Source organism: Acinetobacter sp. CAU_H_S170_2 (assembly GCF_058890445.1).
Genome location: NZ_JBZYAE010000001.1, coordinates 232678 through 252676 on the forward strand (window position 1 = coordinate 232678; position 19999 = coordinate 252676).

The window sequence follows — 19999 nt, forward strand, 5'->3', positions numbered from 1 at the left end:
GCTTTAGAAGGCTTTGCCATATTATGTTGTATACAGAAATACCAGCTCATCGCCCTGTAACACCGTTGTTGGATACGATTGATCATCCTCAACAACTTCGCTTGCTTGAGCAAAGTCAATTAGCACAAGTGGCAGACGAGCTACGTCAATTTATTCTGTATGCCGCAGGACAAAGTGGGGGACACTTTGGTGCAAACCTCGGTGTAGTCGAGCTCACCGTGGCATTACATTATTGCTTCAACACGCCGAATGACCGCTTAATTTGGGATGTCGGTCATCAAGCTTATCCGCATAAAGCCTTGACGGGCCGCCGTGAACAGCTCACGACTATTCGTGCTAAAGATGGTTTGGCTGCCTTTCCTGCGCGTGATGAATCGGTATTTGATACCTTTGGAGTCGGACATTCTTCGACTGCGATTTCAGCAGGTCTAGGTATGGCGCTGGCACGTCGTTATCAAAACAATCCATGTGAAGTGGTCGCGATTATTGGTGATGGGGCGATGACAGCGGGTATGGCCTTTGAAGCTATGAACGATGCAGTCGCGCATGATGCGGACCTGATGGTGGTGCTGAATGACAACGATATGTCGATTTCATGCAGCACAGGTGGTTTTGCTAAACATTTGGCTTCGATTTGGGAAAGTGGTCAGTCCATTAATATTTCAGCGGATGGCGAAGCTTATGTGCAGCCACATCCTGAATGGACCTATAACTCACGCTTACACAGTGCAGCGACAGATGCGGCTGACAACGTATTCAAAGCGATTGGTTTTGATTACTTTGGGCCTTTTGATGGGCACGATGTTGAACAGCTGACACAAGTCTTTACCGCATTAAAAAAACGTAAAGGGCCACGTTTAATTCATGTCTATACCAAAAAAGGCAAAGGCTTTGCACCTGCTGAAGCTGACCAAATCAAATATCACGCGATTACAAAAATAAATGCCAAGTCTGCGCCACAAACAGCGCCCAAATATTCAGATGTCTTTGGTCAATGGTTATGTGATGAAGCCGCACAAGATGAGCGCTTACTGGCGATTACCCCTGCCATGTGCGAAGGCTCAGGTATGGTGGGTTTTGCCAAACAGTATCCACAACGCTTTTTTGATGTCGCGATTGCAGAACAGCATGCTGTAACTTTGGCGGCGGGTATGGCATGTGAAGGCTTAAAACCTGTGGTGGCCATTTACTCGACTTTCTTGCAACGTGGCTATGATCAATTGATTCATGATGTGGCCCTGCAAAACCTAGATGTTACCTTTGGTATCGACCGTGCAGGCTTAGTGGGTGAAGATGGCCCGACTCATGCTGGAGCCTATGACTATGCCTTTATGCGCACAGTACCGAATTTGGTGATTATGGCGCCAAAAGACGAAAATGAATGTCGTCAAATGTTGCATACTGCTTATTTATACAATGGCCCTGCCGCAGTGCGTTACCCGCGTGGCAATGGTTTGGGTGTTGAGATTCAACAACAGATGACCCCGATGGAAATTGGTCAGGCTGAAATTGTAGCGAGCTTTAATGATACCCAAGACGACGTTATTAGCATTCTTGCCTTTGGTAGTCGGGTTCAGGCCGCAGTAGAGGCAGCACAGAAATTGGCTGAGCAAGATTTAGCGGTTCGTGTGGTGAATATGCGCTTTGTTAAACCGCTTGATGAAAAGATGATAACGACTTTAGCACCATCAACGGCTTTATTTGTTACGGTTGAAGAACACGCGGTGATGGCGGGTGCGGGCAGTGCAGTCAATGAATATTTGGCACAGGCTCAAATCGTGAAACCGATGTTAAATCTTGGTTTAGCGGATACATTCATGCATCAAGCGACTCATGCGCAAATGTTGCATCAGGCAGGATTAGATGCAGAAGGCATTGAAAGCTCGGTGCGCCAAGCATGGTCAAAACTTGTACATATGGTTTAAGCACCGTTTTTAAATTTTAGAAACATTTTTTCCCTAAAAGCCCCGATCTTTGATAAGATGCGCGGGCTTTTATGCATTATTCTTTATCAATATCTTCAAATTGTAGTGGGTGTTCAATGGAACCTATGGTGGTGATGGCTGCGCGTGCGGCTCAATTAGTCGGTCAAGAGCTTTTAAAAGCGCATCAAAATCGTCATAAGCTCGATCTACAAGTCGAAGAAAAAGGAATTGATGGTCCTGTAACGCGTGTAGACCGTTATTTGGAACAATTGGCTATCGATACCCTACGTAAAAGCTATAAAAATCACAGCTTCCTTGGTGAAGAGTTTGGTTTTCAAGAAGGTAAAGGTCACGACGCAGATTGGTGTTGGATCATCGACCCACTTGATGGCACGCTAAACTTCATTAACGGTGTTCCTCACTTCTGTATCTCTATTGCAGTTCAACATAAAGGCATTACTCAACACGGCGTGATTTACGACCCTGTGAAAGATGAGTTGTTCTCTGCAAGTCGTGGTCGTGGTGCCATGATGAACCAACGCCGTATTCGTGTAAATGTGAAAGACAGCCTTGAAAATACATTCATGTCTGTGGGTCATGCTTACCGTGCAAAACGTAATGGTGAAATGATTTCTTATGCAAAAAATCATTTTGATTCATTGTTAAATGTGACTGAAGCTGGCGCGCAATACCGTCGTACAGGTTCTGCAGCATTAGATTTGGCATATGTTGCAGCAGGTCGTTTCGATGCGTACTTCGAACTTGGCTTAAAGCCTTGGGATATCGCAGCTGGTGAGTTGATCGTGAAAGAAGCGGGCGGTACAGTGGTTGATGCACGTGGTGGTAGCGAATCTATGGAAAATGGCCAAGTACTGGCATGTTCTATGAAAATGTTGAAACCTCTGATGAAAGCAGTTGTCCCTGCTTGGGGTGAAGCGGCTAAGTAATAGCATGCAGATCGTGTTTTAAGACATTGGAAAAGCCCTCAGAAGAGGGCTTTTCTTTGATATGGATGAAAAAATAAAGGCCTTTGTGGGGATTTACTTTATGGCTTTAACCACTATTAGATGACAAATCATGGGCAGTATCAGATTCTGATCAGCGTTTAATCAAGATTACGCTATAAATAAAGCAGCTTAGAATCAACCAACAGCACCTATTAAGTTTGCTCTTTAAGGCAGCATTACAGACCTGTGTTACCTTGCTGCATCGTGATAGTACTAGAATAAGCGTTCGCGCAATGAATTGCAGCTCATACGAGTCAAGTTGAGGAAAGAGCAAAGAATACTATTCAAAATTTTTCTAGATGGTCAAAAAAATTAAAGTGAAAACCTGCATTTATTCAATCTTTGAGGAAAATATTGTATCAATTTCACGAAAAGAGGTGACTTTTAAAAATATCCTGCTATACTCCGCCCACGCACTAAATTTCGTTCATTACCTGAACATTCTCTTCTATCATTGTGTATGCGCGTCCGGTCCAAAGAGAGGACATTATTTCGCGCCCCACCCAATCGCTTAAGCGATTCCTTCAGGTTGCGGCTGTAATCAAATGTGCGTTATACGCATCGTCGTTCTCGGATCGCCGCTGATTCTATATTTTCAGCGATTATTGCTGTGCCGCTTTTTGCCGATGTCCATCAGACCATATATTTAATGGAGCACCCATTTTTCGGGTGAAATACTCTATGAGCAAAACTTTTGCTGATTTTCCTTTACATGAATCGTTACAACAAGCTTTACAAAGCTTAGGTTTTACTTCTCCTACGCCTGTACAGGAACAATCGATTCCTGCAGCTTTGGAAGGTAAAGACCTTTTAGTATCTAGCCAAACAGGTTCAGGTAAAACTGCAGCGTTCTTACTTCCAACGTTAAACGCACTTGCAGCCCAAGAGACTTTCGTTCCGTTCAAAGAACGTATGAAAGCAATTACTCAACCAAATATTTTGGTTCTTTGCCCAACTCGTGAGTTAGCGCAGCAAGTAAGCCAAGACGCGATTGGTTTTGTCCGTCACATGAAAGGTGCACGTATTGCAGCGATCATGGGTGGTATGCCGTTTGGTAAGCAAATCCAACAGTTAAAAGGTGCGCAAGTTGTTGTTGCAACACCAGGTCGTTTACTTGACCTTGTAAACCGTCGTCAAATTAAATTAGACCAAGTTGATGCACTTATTGTTGACGAAGCAGACCGTATGCTAGATCTAGGTTTCTCTGAAGACTTAGAAGCAATTAGCGATCTTGCTGCAAACCGTAAGCAGACGTTAATGTTCTCTGCAACATTTGCTGGTCGTATCATTACTCTTGCTGAACGCATGATGAATGATCCACAACGTATTGCAATCGAAACTGGTCACTCTACGAATACTGACATCACTCAGACTTTACACTGGACTGATGGCTTTGAGCACAAGAAAAAATTACTAACGCATTGGTTAAGTGCTGAAGACTTAGATCAAGCTGTTGTATTTGCTTCTACTCAAGAAGACACCGATATGTTGGCTGAAGAACTTGCTGAAGCAGGTTTATCAGTTGTAGCACTTCACGGTGCTATGCCACAAACTGTGCGTAACCGTCGTTTACGTAGCATCCGTGAAGGTCGTGCAAAAATTTTAGTTGCAACTGACGTTGCTGCACGTGGTCTTGATGTACCAACTATTTCACACGTAATCAACTTCGGTCTTCCAATGAAGAACGAAGACTATGTACACCGTATTGGTCGTACAGGTCGTGCGGGTCGTACTGGTAAAGCAATCACTTTAGCAACTTACCGTGAACGCGGTAAAATCCGTGCTTTAGAAGATTTCTTAGACGCGCGTTTGAATGTATCTGAAATTGAAGGCCTTGAGCCATCTCCACCTCCTGCACGCGGTAGTCGTGATGGCGGCGGTCGTGGTCGTGATGGTCGTGGTCGTGATGGCGGCGGTCGTGGTCGCGGTGGTTTCGGTGGTCGCGATGGCGGCGGTCGTGCTCGTTTCGAAGGTGAGTCTAACTTTAAACGTCGTGAAGGTGGTGATGACCGTCCACGTCGTAGCTACGATGACAAACCTCGTGGTGATCGTCCATCATTTGGTGGTGAAGATCGTCCACGTCGTGAATTTAATAATGATCGTCCACGTCGTGAAGGCGGTTTCGGTGATCGTCCGCAACGTTCTTTTGATGACCGTCCAAAACGTGATTTTGGTGATCGTCCAGCGCCACGTCGTGAAGGCGGTTTCGGTGATCGTTCGCAACGTTCTTTTGATGATCGTCCAAAGCGTGAATTCAACTCTGATCGTCCACGTCGCGAAGGCAGTTTCAACGATAAGCCACGTTTTGACTCGAATGATGACAACCGCGGTAACCGTGTAGATTACAAACCACGTCGTGAAGGTTCTTTTGGTGACCGTCCAAAACGTGATTTTGGTGATCGTCCAGCGCCACGTCGTGAAAGTGGTTTTGGCGACCGTCCACAACGTTCTTTTGGTGATGACCGTCCAAAACGTACTTTCGGTGGTGAAGACCGTCCTAAGCGTACTTTTGGTGGCGAAGACCGTCCTAAGCGTACTTTTGGTGGCGAAGACCGTCCGAAGCGTGAATTTAATTCAGATCGTCCACGTACTGAAGGTGGTTTTGACCGCCCACGTCGTAAGTTTAACGACTAAGTCTGAATGAATAAAAAAACCAGTGGAAACACTGGTTTTTTTTGTCTGAGGCTGTAAAAAAATAAATTAAAATGTATACTGAGTCATATTTTAATTGTATTGATAATAATGATGCACAATAATGGGGTTGAATCAATCGCCACACTCTCTGACATGAAAGAGGTCAATATGGCACATTATCTCGGACTCTTTTTGCTGATTTGCAACATTCTTTTCTTTGTCTATAGTCGTTATGGATGAAGCAATTCATCTTATGTAGCTTGTTTTCGCAGTTCAAATAAATATAAATACAACCAACTGAAATCAATTCGTGCACAAAATTAGACACGGAATACGCTAACATATCGTTTTTTAATCCTTTATAGTATGCATGCTGAAAAAATGCAGGAAAACGCACAGCTATGAATAATCAAGCGCCTCTGACTGCTCAAGCCCTCATTGAGGTCAAAGACCTGAGCTTTAAGCGAGGGGAACGTGTCATTTATGATCAGGTCAATTTAAAAATTCGACAGGGTCAAATTACGGGCATTATGGGACCATCGGGTACAGGTAAAACCACTTTACTGCGTTTAATTGGCGGCCAATTGACCCCTGACCAAGGTGAAGTACTTTTTGATGGGCAAAATATTGCGAAAATGTCACGCAAAGAGTTATTCGCTGCGCGTGCGCGTATGGGCATGCTTTTTCAAAGTGGCGCATTGTTTACCGATATGTCGGTATATGAAAATGTGGCCTTTCCGATAAGAGCACATACCAAGTTGCCTGAGCATTTACTGTCAGAAATTATATCTTTAAAACTAGAGTCTGTCGGTTTACGTGGCGCAGAACAGATGATGCCTTCTGAGCTCTCAGGCGGGATGAACCGTCGTGTGGCTTTGGCACGTGCAATTGCACTGGATCCTGAGCTGATCATGTACGATGAGCCATTTGCAGGGCAAGATCCAATTGTGAAGGGTGTACTCACACGTCTGATTCGATCATTGCGAGAAGCTCTTGATTTAACAACAATTATTGTCTCGCATGACGTGGCTGAAACCTTATCGATCGCAGACTATATCTATGTTGTTGCTGAAGGTAAGGTGCAAGGTGAAGGCACGCCTGAACAGTTACAGGCGAATGCCTCTCCGTTTGTTAAACAGTTTTTAACAGGTGCGGTTGAAGGGCCTGTCGATTATCAATTTAGCCATAAGGCATATCTAAATACTGAGGTGCAAGCATGAATGCGATAGCACTCTTAGGTCGACGCGTGATTGAACGGGTTCGCGGCATTGGTGTTGCCAGCCTGATGTTATTACAAATTTTATTTTCGATGCCCACTGCTTTAGGTGTTCGGTTATTTGTTTATCAAATGTACCGTGTTGGGGTGTTATCACTGCTCATTATTGTGGTGTCAGGGCTATTTATTGGTGCGGTACTCGGGCTACAGATGTATAGCATCTTGGTGACCTTTGGTAGTGAAGCGATGCTAGGTACAGCGGTTGCTTTGACCTTACTTCGTGAGTTAGCACCTGTGGTTGCAGCATTGCTGTTTGCAGGTCGTGCGGGCTCTGCATTGACGGCTGAGATTGGCTTAATGAAAGCCACAGAGCAGCTGTCCAGTATGGAAATGATCGGTGTTGATCCACTTAAACGTGTAATTTCACCGCGACTTTGGGCCGGTATTTTTAGTTTGCCGATGTTGTCTGTCATCTTCGCTGCGGTGGGGATTATGGGCGGTAAAATGGTGGGTGTAGACTTCTTGGGTGCAGATGAAGGCTCTTACTGGAGTGGCATTCAAAGTAGCGTAGAGTTCTATAAAGATGTCCTGAATGGCACCATCATTAAAAGTTTTGTTTTTGCTTTAATTTGTACATGGATTGCGGTGTATCAAGGCTATGCCTGTGAACCGACATCTGAAGGTATTGCGACATCAACCACACGCACTGTGGTGTATTCATCGCTCTGTGTTTTAGGTTTTGATTTTGTGTTGACTGCGGTCATGTTTGGAGGTGTTTAATGAAATCACGTGCAAGTGAGCTGGCAGTCGGCATATTTGTCATTTTATTCGGTATCGCTTTGTTTTTTATTGCGATGCGAGTGAGTGGCTTGGTGGGATCAAATCTCAGTGATCGCTATGAAATGAGTGCAACTTTCGATAACGTAAATGGTTTAAAACCACGTGCGAAAGTGACGATGAGTGGGGTAAAAATTGGTCAAGTTGATCAAATAAGCTTAGACCCTGTGACACGTTTAGCGACCGTTTCTTTTTCTTTGGATGGTAAATTAACGACCTTTAATGCAGCACAACTCAAAGAAGTTGAAAAGAATGCACTTGAAGAGCTTCGTTACAGTAGCGACTATACCGCTGCGGATGCTGCGCAACAAAAAGAAATGGAAAAGCAACTTATTGCGAACATGAAGTCCATCACCAGCATTGATGAAGATGCTTATATTATGGTGGCAACCAATGGTCTGCTAGGGGAGAAGTACTTGAAAATTGTTCCAGGGGGTGGTTTGAACTACGTGAAACGTGGTGAAAGCATTGGCAATACCCAAGGCACAATGGACCTAGAAGACTTAATTACTAAATTTATTACGGGCGGTGCAGGTAAATCGAAAGATGCTTCAGCAACAACTGAGCAACCTGAAACTGCTGAAACAGCAGATGCCAACGTGTCATTTGTTGAATGATTTGAAGAGGACCAATTGTAGTGAATACTTTATTGAAACAAACACTGACAGCTAGCATTTTAACTACAATGTTTGCGGGTACTGCTTTTGCAGCACCAAGTGAAGCACCACCTGCTTTTGTTAAAAAAGTGGCAGATGGTTTGATTGCGCGTTTAAAAGCGGATCATGCCAAACTCCAAAACAACCCAGCTGCGGTGAAAACGATTGTTCGTCAAAACTTAGACCCATATGTGGATTCACAAGCATTTTCACGTATTGTGATGGGGACTTATGCAACCAATCAATACAGTACAGCTGCACAACGCGCGAAGTTTGAAAATAATTTCCGTGAAACACTGATTGAAAATTACGGTTCTGCATTCGCGAAATTCAGCAATCAGACATATACCATCCGTCCGTATAAAGAAACGAACAGCAAAAACCCTGTGGTGACGATCGACTTTAATAACAAAGGCGAAAAAATCCCAGTGTCTTTCCAGTTGGCGGATAAAGGCAACCAATGGAAAATCCGTAATATCAATGTGTCGGGTATCGACCTTGGTTTACAGTTCCGTAATCAGTTCGCGGCAACGGTTAAACGTAATGGTGGCGACCTAGATAAAGCGATTGCAAACTTCCAACCTGATGCAGAAGCAGCGGTTGAAAAGAAAAAATAAGTAGGTGAAAGGTGATTAACTTTAGCAATCAGGAAATGCAGCTTTCAGGTCAGATTACATATGACAATGCTGAAAGCTACTATCAACAAGGTCTGAAGGTGATTCAGTCACAGTCTTATCCTGTGGTGGTGAATTTGGCCCAGCTTGAACATGGTAGTACATTGGCACTGGCAGTTTTGGTGCGTTGGTTGCGTCAAACACCCGATGCACATAGTTTACATTTTAAAGCTGTACCTGAAAAAATGATGAAGGTGATTCAAGCCTGTCATTTACAGGATGACCTCAAGTTAATCCCTTAAATAAAAAAAGCACCTTAGGGTGCTTTTTTTTATATGTTGTGTTTCTTAAATCTATGAGGAAAAACAATGTTTTAACGTGTACTCAAATCCATTTTTTCCAGCGGAAGTAAATGAGCGGACCAATCAGGAACGCCATTAAGATCAGGCTCACCACAATAAAACTGGTGCCGCCTTTGGCAAAAGGCAACACATCGGTGTTCATGCCGTAAATACTGGCAATCAGCATTGGTGGAGCGAGCATACTGGGTAAGATAGAGAAGCGACGAATCGTGTCATTCTGCTCGGTGTTAATGAAGCCTGAGGTGGTATCCAGTAAGAATCGTACTTTTTGGAACAAGAAGGCATCGTGCTCAACTAGTGAGCGAACGTCTTCACTGAGCTCTCGAATGTCTGCATCATAAATATGACTGCCTAAAGCACGCGGGCGTGATAGAAAGGTCAGTACACGACGTAAGTCAATCAAACACAGCTGTGCTTTTCCAAGCATATCTTCCAAGTGGGCCAGACGGGTAATCATGTCATCTAAGTCGAGAATCATCTCGCGGTGACGGTTATTCAGCACTTCTGTGGAATACTTTTCCAAGTCCTTGTGGATATCTTCTAAGATATCCGCAAGCTCGTCCAGCTTAGCCTCGAGTAAACCGAGTAAGATCCACGTTGGATCTTTATAGTCGATTTCATAGTCATTGCGGCGCGCACGCGCACGAAAGGCACGGAACGCTACCAGTTTTTCCCCGCGAAGGGTAAAGAGACGTTCTTTATGTAAAATGAAAGCGACAGTTTGTACCGTGGCAAGGGCACCGCTGCTTTCTTCAGGCTCACCATCGACTTGATAGTTTTTATTTTTCGTTAAAAAATACGTACTGATATGCAAAATACCGTCGTCATCACGGTAGAATCGAGCTGAAGATGAAATGTCTTCGAGTGATTTTAGCGTAGGTAAATTTTGTTCATATGCATCTAAAATCCACTGTTGTTCTTCTTGGGAGGGAGCAATGAGGTCAAGCCAGACCAAATCGGGCTGAAGATCGAAATCGCCATTAATGGTGATGTCTTCTAAGCTACCGCGCTCTGTGGCGTAAAAGGCTTCAAGCATGCCGTCTTTCTCCTTTGCGCAGTAATGGTTGAAGTGGATGGGTGTATTTTAGACAAGGATTGCAATAAAAACACTGATCGAATGGTTAAATTGCTAAAAAATATCCATTCATTTTAGTGAAGTTGCATGACAATTAAATATCAGAGTAAAAAATGACAAATTCAATTGCGATCTTTTGTGGTTCCGCATTAGGTTCAGATCAAATCTTTTCCGAAACAGCACGTCAGGTTGGACACACCATTGCAGAACAAGGCAAAACCTTGGTCTATGGTGGTGGTCGTTCAGGCTTAATGGGTATTGTGGCAGACAGTGCTTTAGAGGCAGGCGGTCAAGTGATTGGCGTGATTCCACATGTGTTGGTGGATCGTGAGTTGGCGCATCAAGGCTTGACTGAGTTACATGTTGTCAAAGACATGCAAGAGCGTAAACTGAAAATGTCAGCCTTGTCGGATGGATTTATTGCAATGCCAGGCGGTGCAGGGACTTTAGAAGAAATCTTTGAACAATGGACGTGGGCGCAGCTCGGCATTCACCTTAAGCCGAATGCCTTTTTAAATGTAAATGGCTTTTATGATGATTTACTTAAATTTCTGAAGATGACCACCAACAAAGGCTTTACCCATGCGCGTTTTACCGACAGCCTGATTGTATCGGATTCGGTGAAAGCCATTTTAAAGCAGATGGATCAGTTCCAAGCGCCTGAACCGAAGTGGGGCATGGTTGATCCTGAGTTGTTGGATGTCAAAGCATGAAGGTGATTACGGTCGCTGCTGCTATTATTGTGAATGAACAGCAGCAGCTTTTATTGGTGCGTAAGCAGAACACCGCGTGTTTTATGCAAGTGGGCGGTAAGCTTGAGCCCAATGAAGCACCTGAGCAAACCATGCTGCGTGAGATTCGGGAGGAAATTGGAAGTGCTGCAACGATTGAACAGTTTGTTGGTCGTTTTGAAACAGCCACCGCCAATGAACCTGATTTTAAATTGGTGAGCTATGTTTACCATGTTCAGCTTCAGCAAGCGCCACAAATTGCGGCTGAAATTGCAGAAATGAAATGGGTCAGTTTGAATGATCAGCAGACTGCACTTGCACCGCTAACCACCGAAGTGGTCATGCCATGGGTACGTGAACATTTGCTGATTGACGTAGTCTAATTATTTTAGTGCATAGGCAATACACGCGGCGCTGACTTTATGACAACCCAATTGTTCAAGCTGTAAAGTCAGTGCCTGAATCGAGCTGCCTGTGGTCACGACATCATCTAATATCAAAACACGCCGGTAGAGTTTTGCGTACTGGCGCTGCTGAGGATCGATTTTAAACTGTTGTTGAATTTGATCTAAGCGTTCTAGTCGACTGAGTCCTTTTTGCGAATGTTGATGCAGTCGTATCACAGGTTGCCAAATGGGAACATTGAACTGCTTGGCTAAGTCTTTGGCGAGGATCATTGATTGGTTATAGCCACGTTCCGCTAAACGCTGGGTCGAAATCGGCATCGGAACAATTGCTTGTACTTTAGGTAAGCGAATTTGCTGAAGAATGCCTGACAGTAGAGGCTGCCAATGCAGTTGTTGTTCATATTTGAACTGCTGAATAAGATGATCTAAAGGATATTGATACTGTCCTGCGACATGAATGCTCAGCTCTTGTTTTTCAACGGTCTGTGGATGCAGTGGAAGTTGTTGCCAGCAGTCCAGACAGACCGAATGCAGATCTGCGCGTACAATGCCACACAACTGACAAGGCTGTGCTTTGTGTAGCAACTGTTTGGCAGTGTGCAGTAAATGACTAAACATAGGCATAGCGTGGTGCTTCAGGTAGCCAGCGTTTCAGTAAGGCTTCAGCGTTTTTAGGATAGTCCTTTAAAATCTGCGCTGCGACAAAATGTGCTTGATTGAGCAAATGATCATCGCGTTCCAGTTTCGCTACACGAAAGCCCATATCGCCTGTTTGTTTGGTACCGAGCAATTCACCGGGACCGCGGATTTCCAAATCTTTTTCGGCAATTAAAAAGCCATCATTGGTTTCACGCATGATGCGTAGGCGTTCTTGTCCATTTTGAGACAGCGGGCTTTTATATAGCAGGGCGCAAAAGCTGGCCTTGGCGCCTCGACCAACACGGCCACGTAATTGGTGTAATTGAGAGAGTCCTAAACGCTCCGCATTTTCAATCACCATGATCGAGGCATTTGGTACATCGACCCCCACTTCAATCACTGTGGTCGCAATCAAGAGCTGTAATTCATTGGCTTTAAACTGTTGCATCACTGCTTGTTTTTCGTCGGCTTTCATTTTGCCATGTACAAGGCCAATGTTGAGCTCTGGGAAGCGTTCTTTAATTTCTAAATAGGTCGCTTCAGCAGCTTGAGCATCTAAGGTTTCAGACTCTTCAACCAAGGTGCAGACCCAGTAAGCTTGTTTACCTTCTAGACAGTTGCTGGCAATACGTTGTAGGACTTCTTCTCGGCGGTCGAGTGGAATGGTCACGGTTTGAATCGGGGTTCGTCCGGGTGGAAGTTCATCGATCACGGACGTGTCCAAGTCTCCATAGGCGGACATGGCTAAAGTCCGTGGAATAGGGGTTGCAGTCATGACCAATTGATGTGGGGTCATATTCTGTGCGCCTTTATTGCGGAGGGCTAAGCGCTGATCGACCCCGAAGCGGTGCTGCTCATCGATAATCACTAACCCGAGTTTGGCAAAGTGGATATTGTCTTGAAACAGGGCGTGTGTACCCACCACCAGATGCGCTGTGCCATCGACAATGGCTTGTTCGGCTGCAGCACGGGCTTTGCCTTTTTGTTTACCTGAAAGCCAAGATACACTGAGTCCCAAAGGCTCAAACCATTTTTTAAAATTGAGATAGTGTTGTTCCGCCAATATTTCAGTCGGTGCCATTAACGCCACTTGCCAACCTTCTTCTAAAGCATGGCAGGCTGCGACTCCAGCGACCAAGGTTTTGCCTGCGCCGACATCGCCTTGAACCAAACGTAACATTGGTTTATTGAGTTTTAAGTCTTGTACTATTTCTTTGGAGACACGCTTTTGTGCATTGGTCATTTCAAAAGGTAGGCTGCTGAGCAGTTGTTTGGCAAACTGACGACTGGCAGAAATACGTGGCGCTTCAATTTGTTGGATATAGGCGCGACGGCTTAATAGACTGACCTGATGCGCAACCAACTCTTCAAAAATCAAACGTTGCTGGGCAGGGTGTGAGCCTTGGCTCAGTTGCAGCATATTGGCATCTACAGGAGGATGATGGATGTAATCCAACGCCTGTTTAAGTGCATAGCCATTGGTAAATTTTGCAGGTAGCAGTTCAGGTAAATCATCACTGTGCTTGGCTAAAGCCTGTTTGATGTATTCACGAAACTTAGGTTGCGTCAGACCTTCTGTGCTGGGGTAAATCGCAGTCAGTTGGGTTTGTGGAAGCGGCGTATGTTCTGTAATGAGCTGAATTTCGGGATGATACATTTCCAAGCCACGTGCACCCACACGGACTTCACCAAAAATACGCAGACGATTACCGATCTTTGCACGATCCGTTAAGCCTTTATAAATATGATAAAAGCGCAAAGTCACTTTGCCAAAGTCGTCTTGCAGTCCAATCGCCATCGATTTACGTTTACCCGGCGGAAAGTCCACGCCTTGAATCGTTCCTTCGAGTAGGTAGCTACGCCCAACCGTTAATTGGTTCATCGGTATGATCGTGCTACGATCTTCATAGTCTCGTGGCAGATGAAACAGCAGATCATCTGTAGTGAAGAGATTCAACTTTTCAAGTAGTGCAGCAGAGGCAGCTCCGACCCCCTGCAACTGATGGACTGCAGCCATGTCCCCTCAACTTTGTCTGTGATTTGGTGCTAAATGCATATTTTATTTATAGGTTATGGTAAAACATCTCAGCGTGTTGCTAAACAGTTATTTCAGCAAGGCCACCAAATTACCACAATTAGCCGAAGTCCGAAATCAGATGATTGGGCTGAGCATTTGATTCAAGATATTCATCAGCTGGATTTGTCTCAAGTCGCACCGATTGATGCGGTATATGTCTTACTCTCGCCTGAGAGCAGTACGGTGGAGGCGTATCAGCGAACTTTTGTAGACTCGATTGCACCCATGCTACATGCCTTAAAAAGTCATCCTTTAAAAAAAGTGATCGTAGTTTCTTCTACACGTGTCTATGGTGAAAGTGCAGGGGAGCGGGTTGATGATGACACTAGTCCCCAACCGAGCGATGTGCAAGGGCAGGTGCTATTGAACATGGAAACTTTGTGGCAACAGGCTTATCCATCTGAATGTGTGATTGTACGTCCAACAGGAATTTATGGGACTTCAGTTGCACGTATGATTAAACTTGCAGAAACCATAAAAACTTATCCCAAACTGCATTGGTCGAACCGAATTCATATTGATGATTTGGTTGCTTTTCTAGCACACTTGCTTCACGTGGAACATACTGAAAAGTCTTACATTTGCAGCAATAGCCAACCATTGCCCTTACATGAAATTATTCAATGGTTTCAACAGCAGTTAGGACTGCCAGTTTTGGTTCTGGAAAGTGCTGTGTCATCAGGCAAACAAATTCATGCTACGCGTATGCAACAGATGAATTTTGAATTACAGCATCCACATTGCTTTGATGATTATTTGGCGTTGTTAGCAGAGCGTGAGTCAAAATAATTTTTTATTTTTACTCATAAAAAATGTGAAGCATCGTTTGGAAAATGGCTGTGGAACGTGAAGAATCATGACAAATCCGTTCCAGTGCGCTTAACCCTAGAACGGCTTTTATTAAGATATTGATGCTTATAGGAAAATTTTAAGAATTTCGTATAAGGTGTATTATGTTAATTTTAGAGAAAGTTAAAAATATGAGAAAAGAGTTAAGAGAAATATTTATTCATGGATGTAATGAGAAAATTGAGAAAAAAGGAGATAGCGTAGGTTTATCTTTCTATGCTTTTTTCAAGAGTAAAAATGATAATCCTGAGCTTTTAATGGAGGCAGCCAATTGGTGGATCATGCAACATAAATTAGATCATTTCGAAAAAGCTGTAAAAATTAAAGCTCTTGTTTTAAGTGAGTCTTCGCCTAACTTAACATAATGGCTGTTATACGAACAGCAAGAAGCCTAGATCCAGATCGTAGTTTTAAAATTTGGATCTATTTTTTCTTCTACTCGTTGTACATACTTTTACTATCGTTATATTAGTAATCAATAAAATCCATTTAAGTACAATAAGTATATGTTTATAATAGGGATAATAAAATTAATATATTGTGATTGATATGTCATTAAGTTCAAAAAAAATAGTCGAGTTTTCTATACTTACTATATTAGGTTTTACACTTTATTTCGGGGTTACCACTTACCATAATTGGAAATACAAACAGGCGTTAAAATCTGGTAATCAAATTCGTGAGTGTGGTGAATTTATTGAAAAAACAGAAATCGTCAAAGAGCGCTTTGGACGATCGGATAGTATTGAACCGATCTATACCTTCAAGAACTCACAAGGCAATTTATTCAGTTTTAGTGGTAGTAAACAAGTCATCAAGCACTTACCTAGACTTAATACATTACAACCACAACAGTCTATTTGCTTCCAATATGCAACGATATCGAAAGATAAAAATGATTTCTTTCCTCTCACCAATCTTTACTAAAAATTAGCTTATTTAACATAAATCTCTTATTCTAAATAGATTTTAATTTTTATTCATAGACTTAAAGCATAGGCACCTACATTTTGTAGATACCTATGCTTTTAAAAAGAAATTACTTCTTCTTACGTTTCAAACGCTTCTTCGCTTGTTCAGCAGCGACTTTGTCTAGCGTGTCTTTCAGTTCTTCATCGCTGAAAGTGGTGATGTGTTGCAACATTTGTAGTGTGACATCATCCAACACCAAGTTGGCATATTGCGCAACGTTTTGGAAGTTCTCATCAAACACAATCGCGTTGTCTGAGTTGGTGCTGATATAACCCTGTTGCGTCAGCACTTTAATAAAGCTTTGGAACAGGGCTTTATCAAAGAATTCAGGTGAATTGAACTCATACAGGACAGATAGACGCTGACCGACCAAATGACTGAGTTCTTCAACCTGACGTGCTGAAATGTTCCCAGAGCCGCGCTGTGTAATCAGCGCAAGCGTCATATAGTAACGTTCGAGACTTTGCATTACTGGCGCTGCCAAGACCACCAATTGGTTATGATCTTCACTGTTTGGAGCAGGAGAAATCAAGTGGCCTTCGGCATCTTCAGAAATCAGTTTGGCTTGAATTAAACCATCTACATAGGCACAGATTTGATCTTTGAGTTCAGCATCTTCCCATTTTAAAAACAGTTCTGCTTTTAAGAATGGATATAGCGTGCGAATTACATTGATTAAATCACTACGACCAATGGTTCCATTATGTTCAACCAAAGCGGCAACAAGAGATGGCAATACAAAGGCATGCAAAATGTTATTACGGAAGTAGGTCAGCAGTACCGCTTGATTGTCCGCAATCGCAATAATGTCACCAAGAACGTGATTGACACGCTTGATCAGTTTTAGCTTTAAACCATAAGCAATGATTTCTTTACCTGATAATGGCGTGACCAAGAGGCGCTCATCATAAGGAAGTGTCGTCAAAAGCTTGCGATAGGTATCGAGCTGTTTAATACAGATTTCTTCATCAAGGGTATGCTTCTCAGTGGCCAACAGAACCAAAGACAAGAGTGAAACAGGATTCACCACAGCCGCACGGTTAATATTTTCTAAAATCGCATGCGCTGAACTGTTGACTGCATCAGAGACTTCTTGCGGAATTGGATCATCATTTTTAGCAATTTGTACATTCTCAGCGCCATGCTTTTTCAGCATGTCATCGAGGAAAACGGGCTCACCAAAGTTGAGATGGACTTTCCCGAAAATACGTTCAATTTTGCGTAAAGTTTGCAGAATCCCAAAGACAGACTCGGCTTCTTTGGGTTTACCGTTCATCTCGCCGACGTAGGTTGCACCTTCCATCAAGCGTTCATAGCCAATATAGGTCGGAACAAAGACTATCGGTTTGGCACGACCACGCAAGTGACTGTGTACCGTCATGGCTAACATACCTGTCTTCGGTGGTAGCAGACGACCTGTACGTGAACGACCACCTTCGATGAAGTATTCTAAAGGCGTGTTACGCGACAAAATGCTGTATAGGTATTCTTTAAAGACCGAAGTGTAGAGCGCGTTACCGCGGAAAGTACGGCGAATAAAGAATGCACCGCCACCACGTAAAATTTGCCCAACAAATGGCATATTCAGGTTATCGCCTGCAGCAATATAAGGCACCATCAAACCACGGTTATACACCACATAAGACAACAGTAAATAGTCGATATGACTACGGTGACATGGGGTATACACAATTTCGTAGTCTTTAGCCAGCTCACGAACCGTATTGAAGTTATGTACTTCAACTCCGTCATAGAGTTGCGTCCATAAACGTGCCAGCGCCATTTCCGCAAAACGGATGGTTGAATGTGAGTAATCCGATACGATTTCATTGACATAACCAATGGCACGACGTTCTGCGTCTAACATGCTAATTTTGCCGCGGATACTTTCACGGCGAATCGCATCTTGTACATCACTGGCTTTAATCAATGAATGCATCACGTTGCGGCGGTCCGAAAGATCGGGACCGAGTACCGCTTCACGGTGTGCATCGAGCTGATTATTTAAGGTGTTTAGAATGTAGGTCGCAGGGGATAAATTCGGATAGGTGGTTTTTGCAAAGTCAACCAAAGCACGTAAAGACTGACTTTCATGAAACTCTAAAAATGACTGACGACCATGTAAACCGATATTCATCAGCTGTTTCACCGTACTTGGAGTTGCCCAAGTGTCGGTAAATAACAATTTAAACCAAGAGTCTTCTTTATCTGGTGAACGTCCCCACAGTACCGTCACAGGTACCAACTCTACGTCTAAATCGGGTTGTTGTTCTAAAGCTTCAACGAGACGTAATAAGCGCGGTGGAAAGGTGTGTGGTGAAGGGTTAAGTAAATTATTTTCATCGTTATGCTGTAAAAAAACGATCGATGCTTTTTCTTGATGTGTCCCCACGACCAAAGGGTCGAGTGCAGGAGCAAGCTTTAAACGACGTGTTTCACCATCCACCAACAACGCATTACTGCGTGAGTGATTTTGAAGCACATAACAGACAATTTTTTTGGGATGGCCTGAAGCTGCTGGGTCAGCATCTGTTGCTGTCGGTTCTGTTGGAACCTCACCCAATACATGTGGGGTTACTATTAGGTCAAGAAGCTTACCTGAAAGCTTTCTATACATTTGACCAAAGCCACTTTTGGACATATACACTCCTGCTTAAATGACCAATCCCGCAGTTTGTCTGAAGGGGTATTTATTTTGCGTAATTGTAAACATAAACCGTATGTCATTTCCTGACAAATTTGTTTTATATGGTGAATTTTATCGTTAAAAATCGTATTTTTAGTCGGAAATAACGAAAAAAACTTATGACAACTCAGTCAAGCAATCTATAGGGTTTTAGTCTGAATTTATGGCAAAATAGAATTTATGCTCTATATATGATATCTGTCACTTTACATAAATATTGGGTATCTCACCATTAAGTAGGTTGTTTATGAATGCTTTAACCCAAGAGTTGGTTGAATTACTGAGCCTCGAAAAAATTGAGGAAAATATCTTTCGTGGACAAAGCCGTAATTTGGTTGGGAAGCGTGTTTTTGGCGGACAAGTCTTAGGTCAGGCCCTACGTGCGGCGTCATATACGACGGATCGTCCAGCTCATTCTTTACATGCATACTTTTTATTTGGTGGCGATGTGAACGCACCGATTATCTATGAAGTTGATCGAATTCGTGATGGTCGTAGTTTTGTCAGTCGCCAAGTGCGCGCTATTCAGCACGGTAAAACCATCTTTATGTGCATGGTGTCTTTTGCTGACAATGAAGAAGGGCTGAATTACCAAATCGGTGAGCCTGAGTATCCAGCACCAGAGTCTTTAAAGTCTGAGGCTGAACTGAAAAAAATGATGGTGGAATTTGTGCCTGAAAATGTGCGTGCAAGTTTCATGCGGGATCGTCATGTGGAAATTCGTCCCATCAATCCACAGAACCCGTATCAACCGCAGCCTGAAGCGCCTGTATATGCGCACTACATTCGCACACATGACCGCATTGCAATAGAAGTGGATGAGATTTCGTTGCATCAAGCAATTGCGGCATTCTATTCAGATTTCACTTTAATGACCACGGCACTGCGCCCGCATGGTTTAAGTTATCTTTCGCCAAGTTTGCAGTGTGCGAGTATCGACCATGCTATGTATTTCCATAAGCCCTTTCGCGTGGATGACTGGATGCTGTATGACATGGACGCCACAGTCAGTGCCAGTTCACGTGGTTTAAACTTTGGACGAATGTGGCAAAACGGTGAGTTGGTGTGTAGTACTACGCAAGAAGGTTTGATTCGGCTCCGTGAAATCGAAGCCCAATAAAGCCTAAGTACAGAAAAAGCTGAGTGATATGACTCAGCTTTTTTTATGACTGATTTTATGACTGAAAGGTGGTCAGAGCTGAGCTAGGCGTTGAGCTTGAATTGTAGTGGTCTCATCTTTTTGGGAGAGGTATATGGGGAAGTGTGCAGTACTTGTGACAAAAAAATGCTCGATTCTCACCTGTTCACATGG

18 protein-coding genes are annotated in these 19999 nt (G+C 43.5%); 14 read left to right on the forward strand and 4 right to left on the reverse strand.

The window, feature by feature from the left end; all coding sequences use genetic code 11:
• Window positions 1-23 precede the first annotated feature (23 nt).
• The 8 genes from dxs (at window position 24) to AC5EUN_RS01140 (ending at window position 9191) form a co-directional block, all read left to right on the forward strand.
• Window positions 24-1925, forward strand: a complete 1902-nt coding sequence (gene dxs, locus AC5EUN_RS01105) for a 1-deoxy-D-xylulose-5-phosphate synthase (RefSeq protein ID WP_094148661.1) — start codon at window positions 24-26, stop codon at window positions 1923-1925.
• Window positions 1926-2041: 116 nt separating this feature from the next.
• The gene (locus tag AC5EUN_RS01110; RefSeq protein ID WP_094148660.1) at window positions 2042-2872 is read left to right on the forward strand and encodes an inositol monophosphatase family protein; all 831 of its coding nucleotides are present in this window, start codon (window positions 2042-2044) and stop codon (window positions 2870-2872) included.
• 741 nt (window positions 2873-3613) lie between these two features.
• The gene (locus AC5EUN_RS01115; RefSeq protein WP_493352155.1) at window positions 3614-5566 is read left to right on the forward strand and encodes a DEAD/DEAH box helicase; all 1953 of its coding nucleotides are present in this window, start codon (window positions 3614-3616) and stop codon (window positions 5564-5566) included.
• 401 nt (window positions 5567-5967) lie between these two features.
• Window positions 5968-6786 (forward strand): ABC transporter ATP-binding protein, encoded by an 819-nt coding sequence (locus AC5EUN_RS01120; protein WP_004691369.1) that lies wholly within the window; start codon window positions 5968-5970, stop codon window positions 6784-6786.
• Window positions 6783-7562 carry a lipid asymmetry maintenance ABC transporter permease subunit MlaE gene (mlaE, locus tag AC5EUN_RS01125; RefSeq protein ID WP_004691368.1) on the forward strand — a complete coding sequence of 260 codons (780 nt, stop codon included), beginning with the start codon at window positions 6783-6785 and terminating at the stop codon, window positions 7560-7562. The genes AC5EUN_RS01120 and mlaE overlap by 4 nt, the downstream gene beginning before the upstream one ends.
• Window positions 7562-8236, forward strand: a complete 675-nt coding sequence (gene mlaD, locus AC5EUN_RS01130; protein WP_004691366.1) for an outer membrane lipid asymmetry maintenance protein MlaD — start codon at window positions 7562-7564, stop codon at window positions 8234-8236. Before mlaE ends, mlaD begins: the two co-directional genes overlap by 1 nt.
• Window positions 8237-8256: 20 nt before the next feature.
• Window positions 8257-8892: an MlaC/ttg2D family ABC transporter substrate-binding protein gene (locus AC5EUN_RS01135; protein ID WP_087527364.1), complete on the forward strand. Its 636-nt coding sequence runs from the start codon at window positions 8257-8259 to the stop codon at window positions 8890-8892.
• An 11-nt stretch (window positions 8893-8903) separates the two neighbouring features.
• Window positions 8904-9191, forward strand: coding sequence for an STAS domain-containing protein (locus AC5EUN_RS01140; RefSeq protein WP_004691363.1), 288 nt, complete (start codon window positions 8904-8906; stop codon window positions 9189-9191).
• 82 nt (window positions 9192-9273) lie between these two features.
• On the opposite strand, the gene AC5EUN_RS01145 is transcribed toward AC5EUN_RS01140, so the two are convergent.
• Window positions 9274-10287 (reverse strand): CorA family divalent cation transporter, encoded by a 1014-nt coding sequence (locus AC5EUN_RS01145; protein ID WP_004691361.1) that lies wholly within the window; start codon window positions 10285-10287, stop codon window positions 9274-9276.
• 152 nt (window positions 10288-10439) lie between these two features.
• Here AC5EUN_RS01145 and AC5EUN_RS01150 point away from each other — a divergent pair, with 152 nt between their 5' ends.
• Entirely contained in the window at window positions 10440-11039 is a 600-nt protein-coding gene (locus AC5EUN_RS01150) for an LOG family protein (protein WP_094148658.1), read from the forward strand.
• Window positions 11036-11440: an NUDIX hydrolase gene (locus AC5EUN_RS01155; protein WP_094148657.1), complete on the forward strand. Its 405-nt coding sequence runs from the start codon at window positions 11036-11038 to the stop codon at window positions 11438-11440. The genes AC5EUN_RS01150 and AC5EUN_RS01155 overlap by 4 nt, the downstream gene beginning before the upstream one ends.
• Here AC5EUN_RS01155 and AC5EUN_RS01160 read toward each other — a convergent pair whose 3' ends face one another.
• Window positions 11441-12088, reverse strand: a complete 648-nt coding sequence (locus AC5EUN_RS01160) for a ComF family protein (RefSeq protein ID WP_094148656.1) — start codon at window positions 12086-12088, stop codon at window positions 11441-11443.
• Entirely contained in the window at window positions 12075-14120 is a 2046-nt protein-coding gene (gene recG / locus AC5EUN_RS01165) for an ATP-dependent DNA helicase RecG (protein ID WP_131230677.1), read from the reverse strand. Before recG ends, AC5EUN_RS01160 begins: the two co-directional genes overlap by 14 nt.
• Before the next feature lie 33 nt (window positions 14121-14153).
• Between recG and AC5EUN_RS01170 the strand changes: the two genes are divergently transcribed.
• From AC5EUN_RS01170 to AC5EUN_RS01180, 3 genes are all read left to right on the forward strand, one after another.
• Window positions 14154-14969 (forward strand): NAD-dependent epimerase/dehydratase family protein, encoded by an 816-nt coding sequence (locus tag AC5EUN_RS01170; RefSeq protein WP_094148654.1) that lies wholly within the window; start codon window positions 14154-14156, stop codon window positions 14967-14969.
• 191 nt (window positions 14970-15160) lie between these two features.
• Window positions 15161-15394 carry a DUF6500 family protein gene (locus AC5EUN_RS01175; protein WP_029575124.1) on the forward strand — a complete coding sequence of 78 codons (234 nt, stop codon included), beginning with the start codon at window positions 15161-15163 and terminating at the stop codon, window positions 15392-15394.
• A gap of 184 nt (window positions 15395-15578) precedes the next feature.
• The gene (locus AC5EUN_RS01180) at window positions 15579-15956 is read left to right on the forward strand and encodes a hypothetical protein (protein WP_029575123.1); all 378 of its coding nucleotides are present in this window, start codon (window positions 15579-15581) and stop codon (window positions 15954-15956) included.
• Window positions 15957-16068: 112 nt separating this feature from the next.
• On the opposite strand, the gene plsB is transcribed toward AC5EUN_RS01180, so the two are convergent.
• Window positions 16069-18642 carry a glycerol-3-phosphate 1-O-acyltransferase PlsB gene (plsB, locus tag AC5EUN_RS01185; protein WP_131230676.1) on the reverse strand — a complete coding sequence of 858 codons (2574 nt, stop codon included), beginning with the start codon at window positions 18640-18642 and terminating at the stop codon, window positions 16069-16071.
• A gap of 292 nt (window positions 18643-18934) precedes the next feature.
• Here plsB and AC5EUN_RS01190 point away from each other — a divergent pair, with 292 nt between their 5' ends.
• A complete protein-coding gene (locus tag AC5EUN_RS01190; RefSeq protein ID WP_131230674.1) occupies window positions 18935-19807 on the forward strand; it encodes an acyl-CoA thioesterase in 873 nt (290 codons plus the stop codon).
• Window positions 19808-19999 lie beyond the last annotated feature (192 nt).

Excerpts from the sequence above, each read along its gene's own strand:
- plsB (WP_131230676.1), bottom strand. The coding sequence starts at position 18,642 with ATGTCCAAAAGTGGCTTTGGTCAAATGTATAGAAAGCTTTCAGGTAAG.
- AC5EUN_RS01155 (WP_094148657.1), top strand. The coding sequence starts at position 11,036 with ATGAAGGTGATTACGGTCGCTGCTGCTATTATTGTGAATGAACAGCAG.
- AC5EUN_RS01175 (WP_029575124.1), top strand. The coding sequence starts at position 15,161 with ATGAGAAAAGAGTTAAGAGAAATATTTATTCATGGATGTAATGAGAAA.
- dxs (WP_094148661.1), top strand. The coding sequence starts at position 24 with ATGTTGTATACAGAAATACCAGCTCATCGCCCTGTAACACCGTTGTTG.
- AC5EUN_RS01115 (WP_493352155.1), top strand. The coding sequence starts at position 3,614 with ATGAGCAAAACTTTTGCTGATTTTCCTTTACATGAATCGTTACAACAA.
- recG (WP_131230677.1), bottom strand. The coding sequence starts at position 14,120 with ATGGCTGCAGTCCATCAGTTGCAGGGGGTCGGAGCTGCCTCTGCTGCA.
- AC5EUN_RS01110 (WP_094148660.1), top strand. The coding sequence starts at position 2,042 with ATGGAACCTATGGTGGTGATGGCTGCGCGTGCGGCTCAATTAGTCGGT.
- AC5EUN_RS01160 (WP_094148656.1), bottom strand. The coding sequence starts at position 12,088 with ATGCCTATGTTTAGTCATTTACTGCACACTGCCAAACAGTTGCTACAC.
- AC5EUN_RS01120 (WP_004691369.1), top strand. The coding sequence starts at position 5,968 with ATGAATAATCAAGCGCCTCTGACTGCTCAAGCCCTCATTGAGGTCAAA.
- AC5EUN_RS01150 (WP_094148658.1), top strand. The coding sequence starts at position 10,440 with ATGACAAATTCAATTGCGATCTTTTGTGGTTCCGCATTAGGTTCAGAT.
- AC5EUN_RS01190 (WP_131230674.1), top strand. The coding sequence starts at position 18,935 with ATGAATGCTTTAACCCAAGAGTTGGTTGAATTACTGAGCCTCGAAAAA.
- mlaE (WP_004691368.1), top strand. The coding sequence starts at position 6,783 with ATGAATGCGATAGCACTCTTAGGTCGACGCGTGATTGAACGGGTTCGC.
- AC5EUN_RS01145 (WP_004691361.1), bottom strand. The coding sequence starts at position 10,287 with ATGCTTGAAGCCTTTTACGCCACAGAGCGCGGTAGCTTAGAAGACATC.
- AC5EUN_RS01180 (WP_029575123.1), top strand. The coding sequence starts at position 15,579 with ATGTCATTAAGTTCAAAAAAAATAGTCGAGTTTTCTATACTTACTATA.
- AC5EUN_RS01170 (WP_094148654.1), top strand. The coding sequence starts at position 14,154 with ATGCATATTTTATTTATAGGTTATGGTAAAACATCTCAGCGTGTTGCT.
- mlaD (WP_004691366.1), top strand. The coding sequence starts at position 7,562 with ATGAAATCACGTGCAAGTGAGCTGGCAGTCGGCATATTTGTCATTTTA.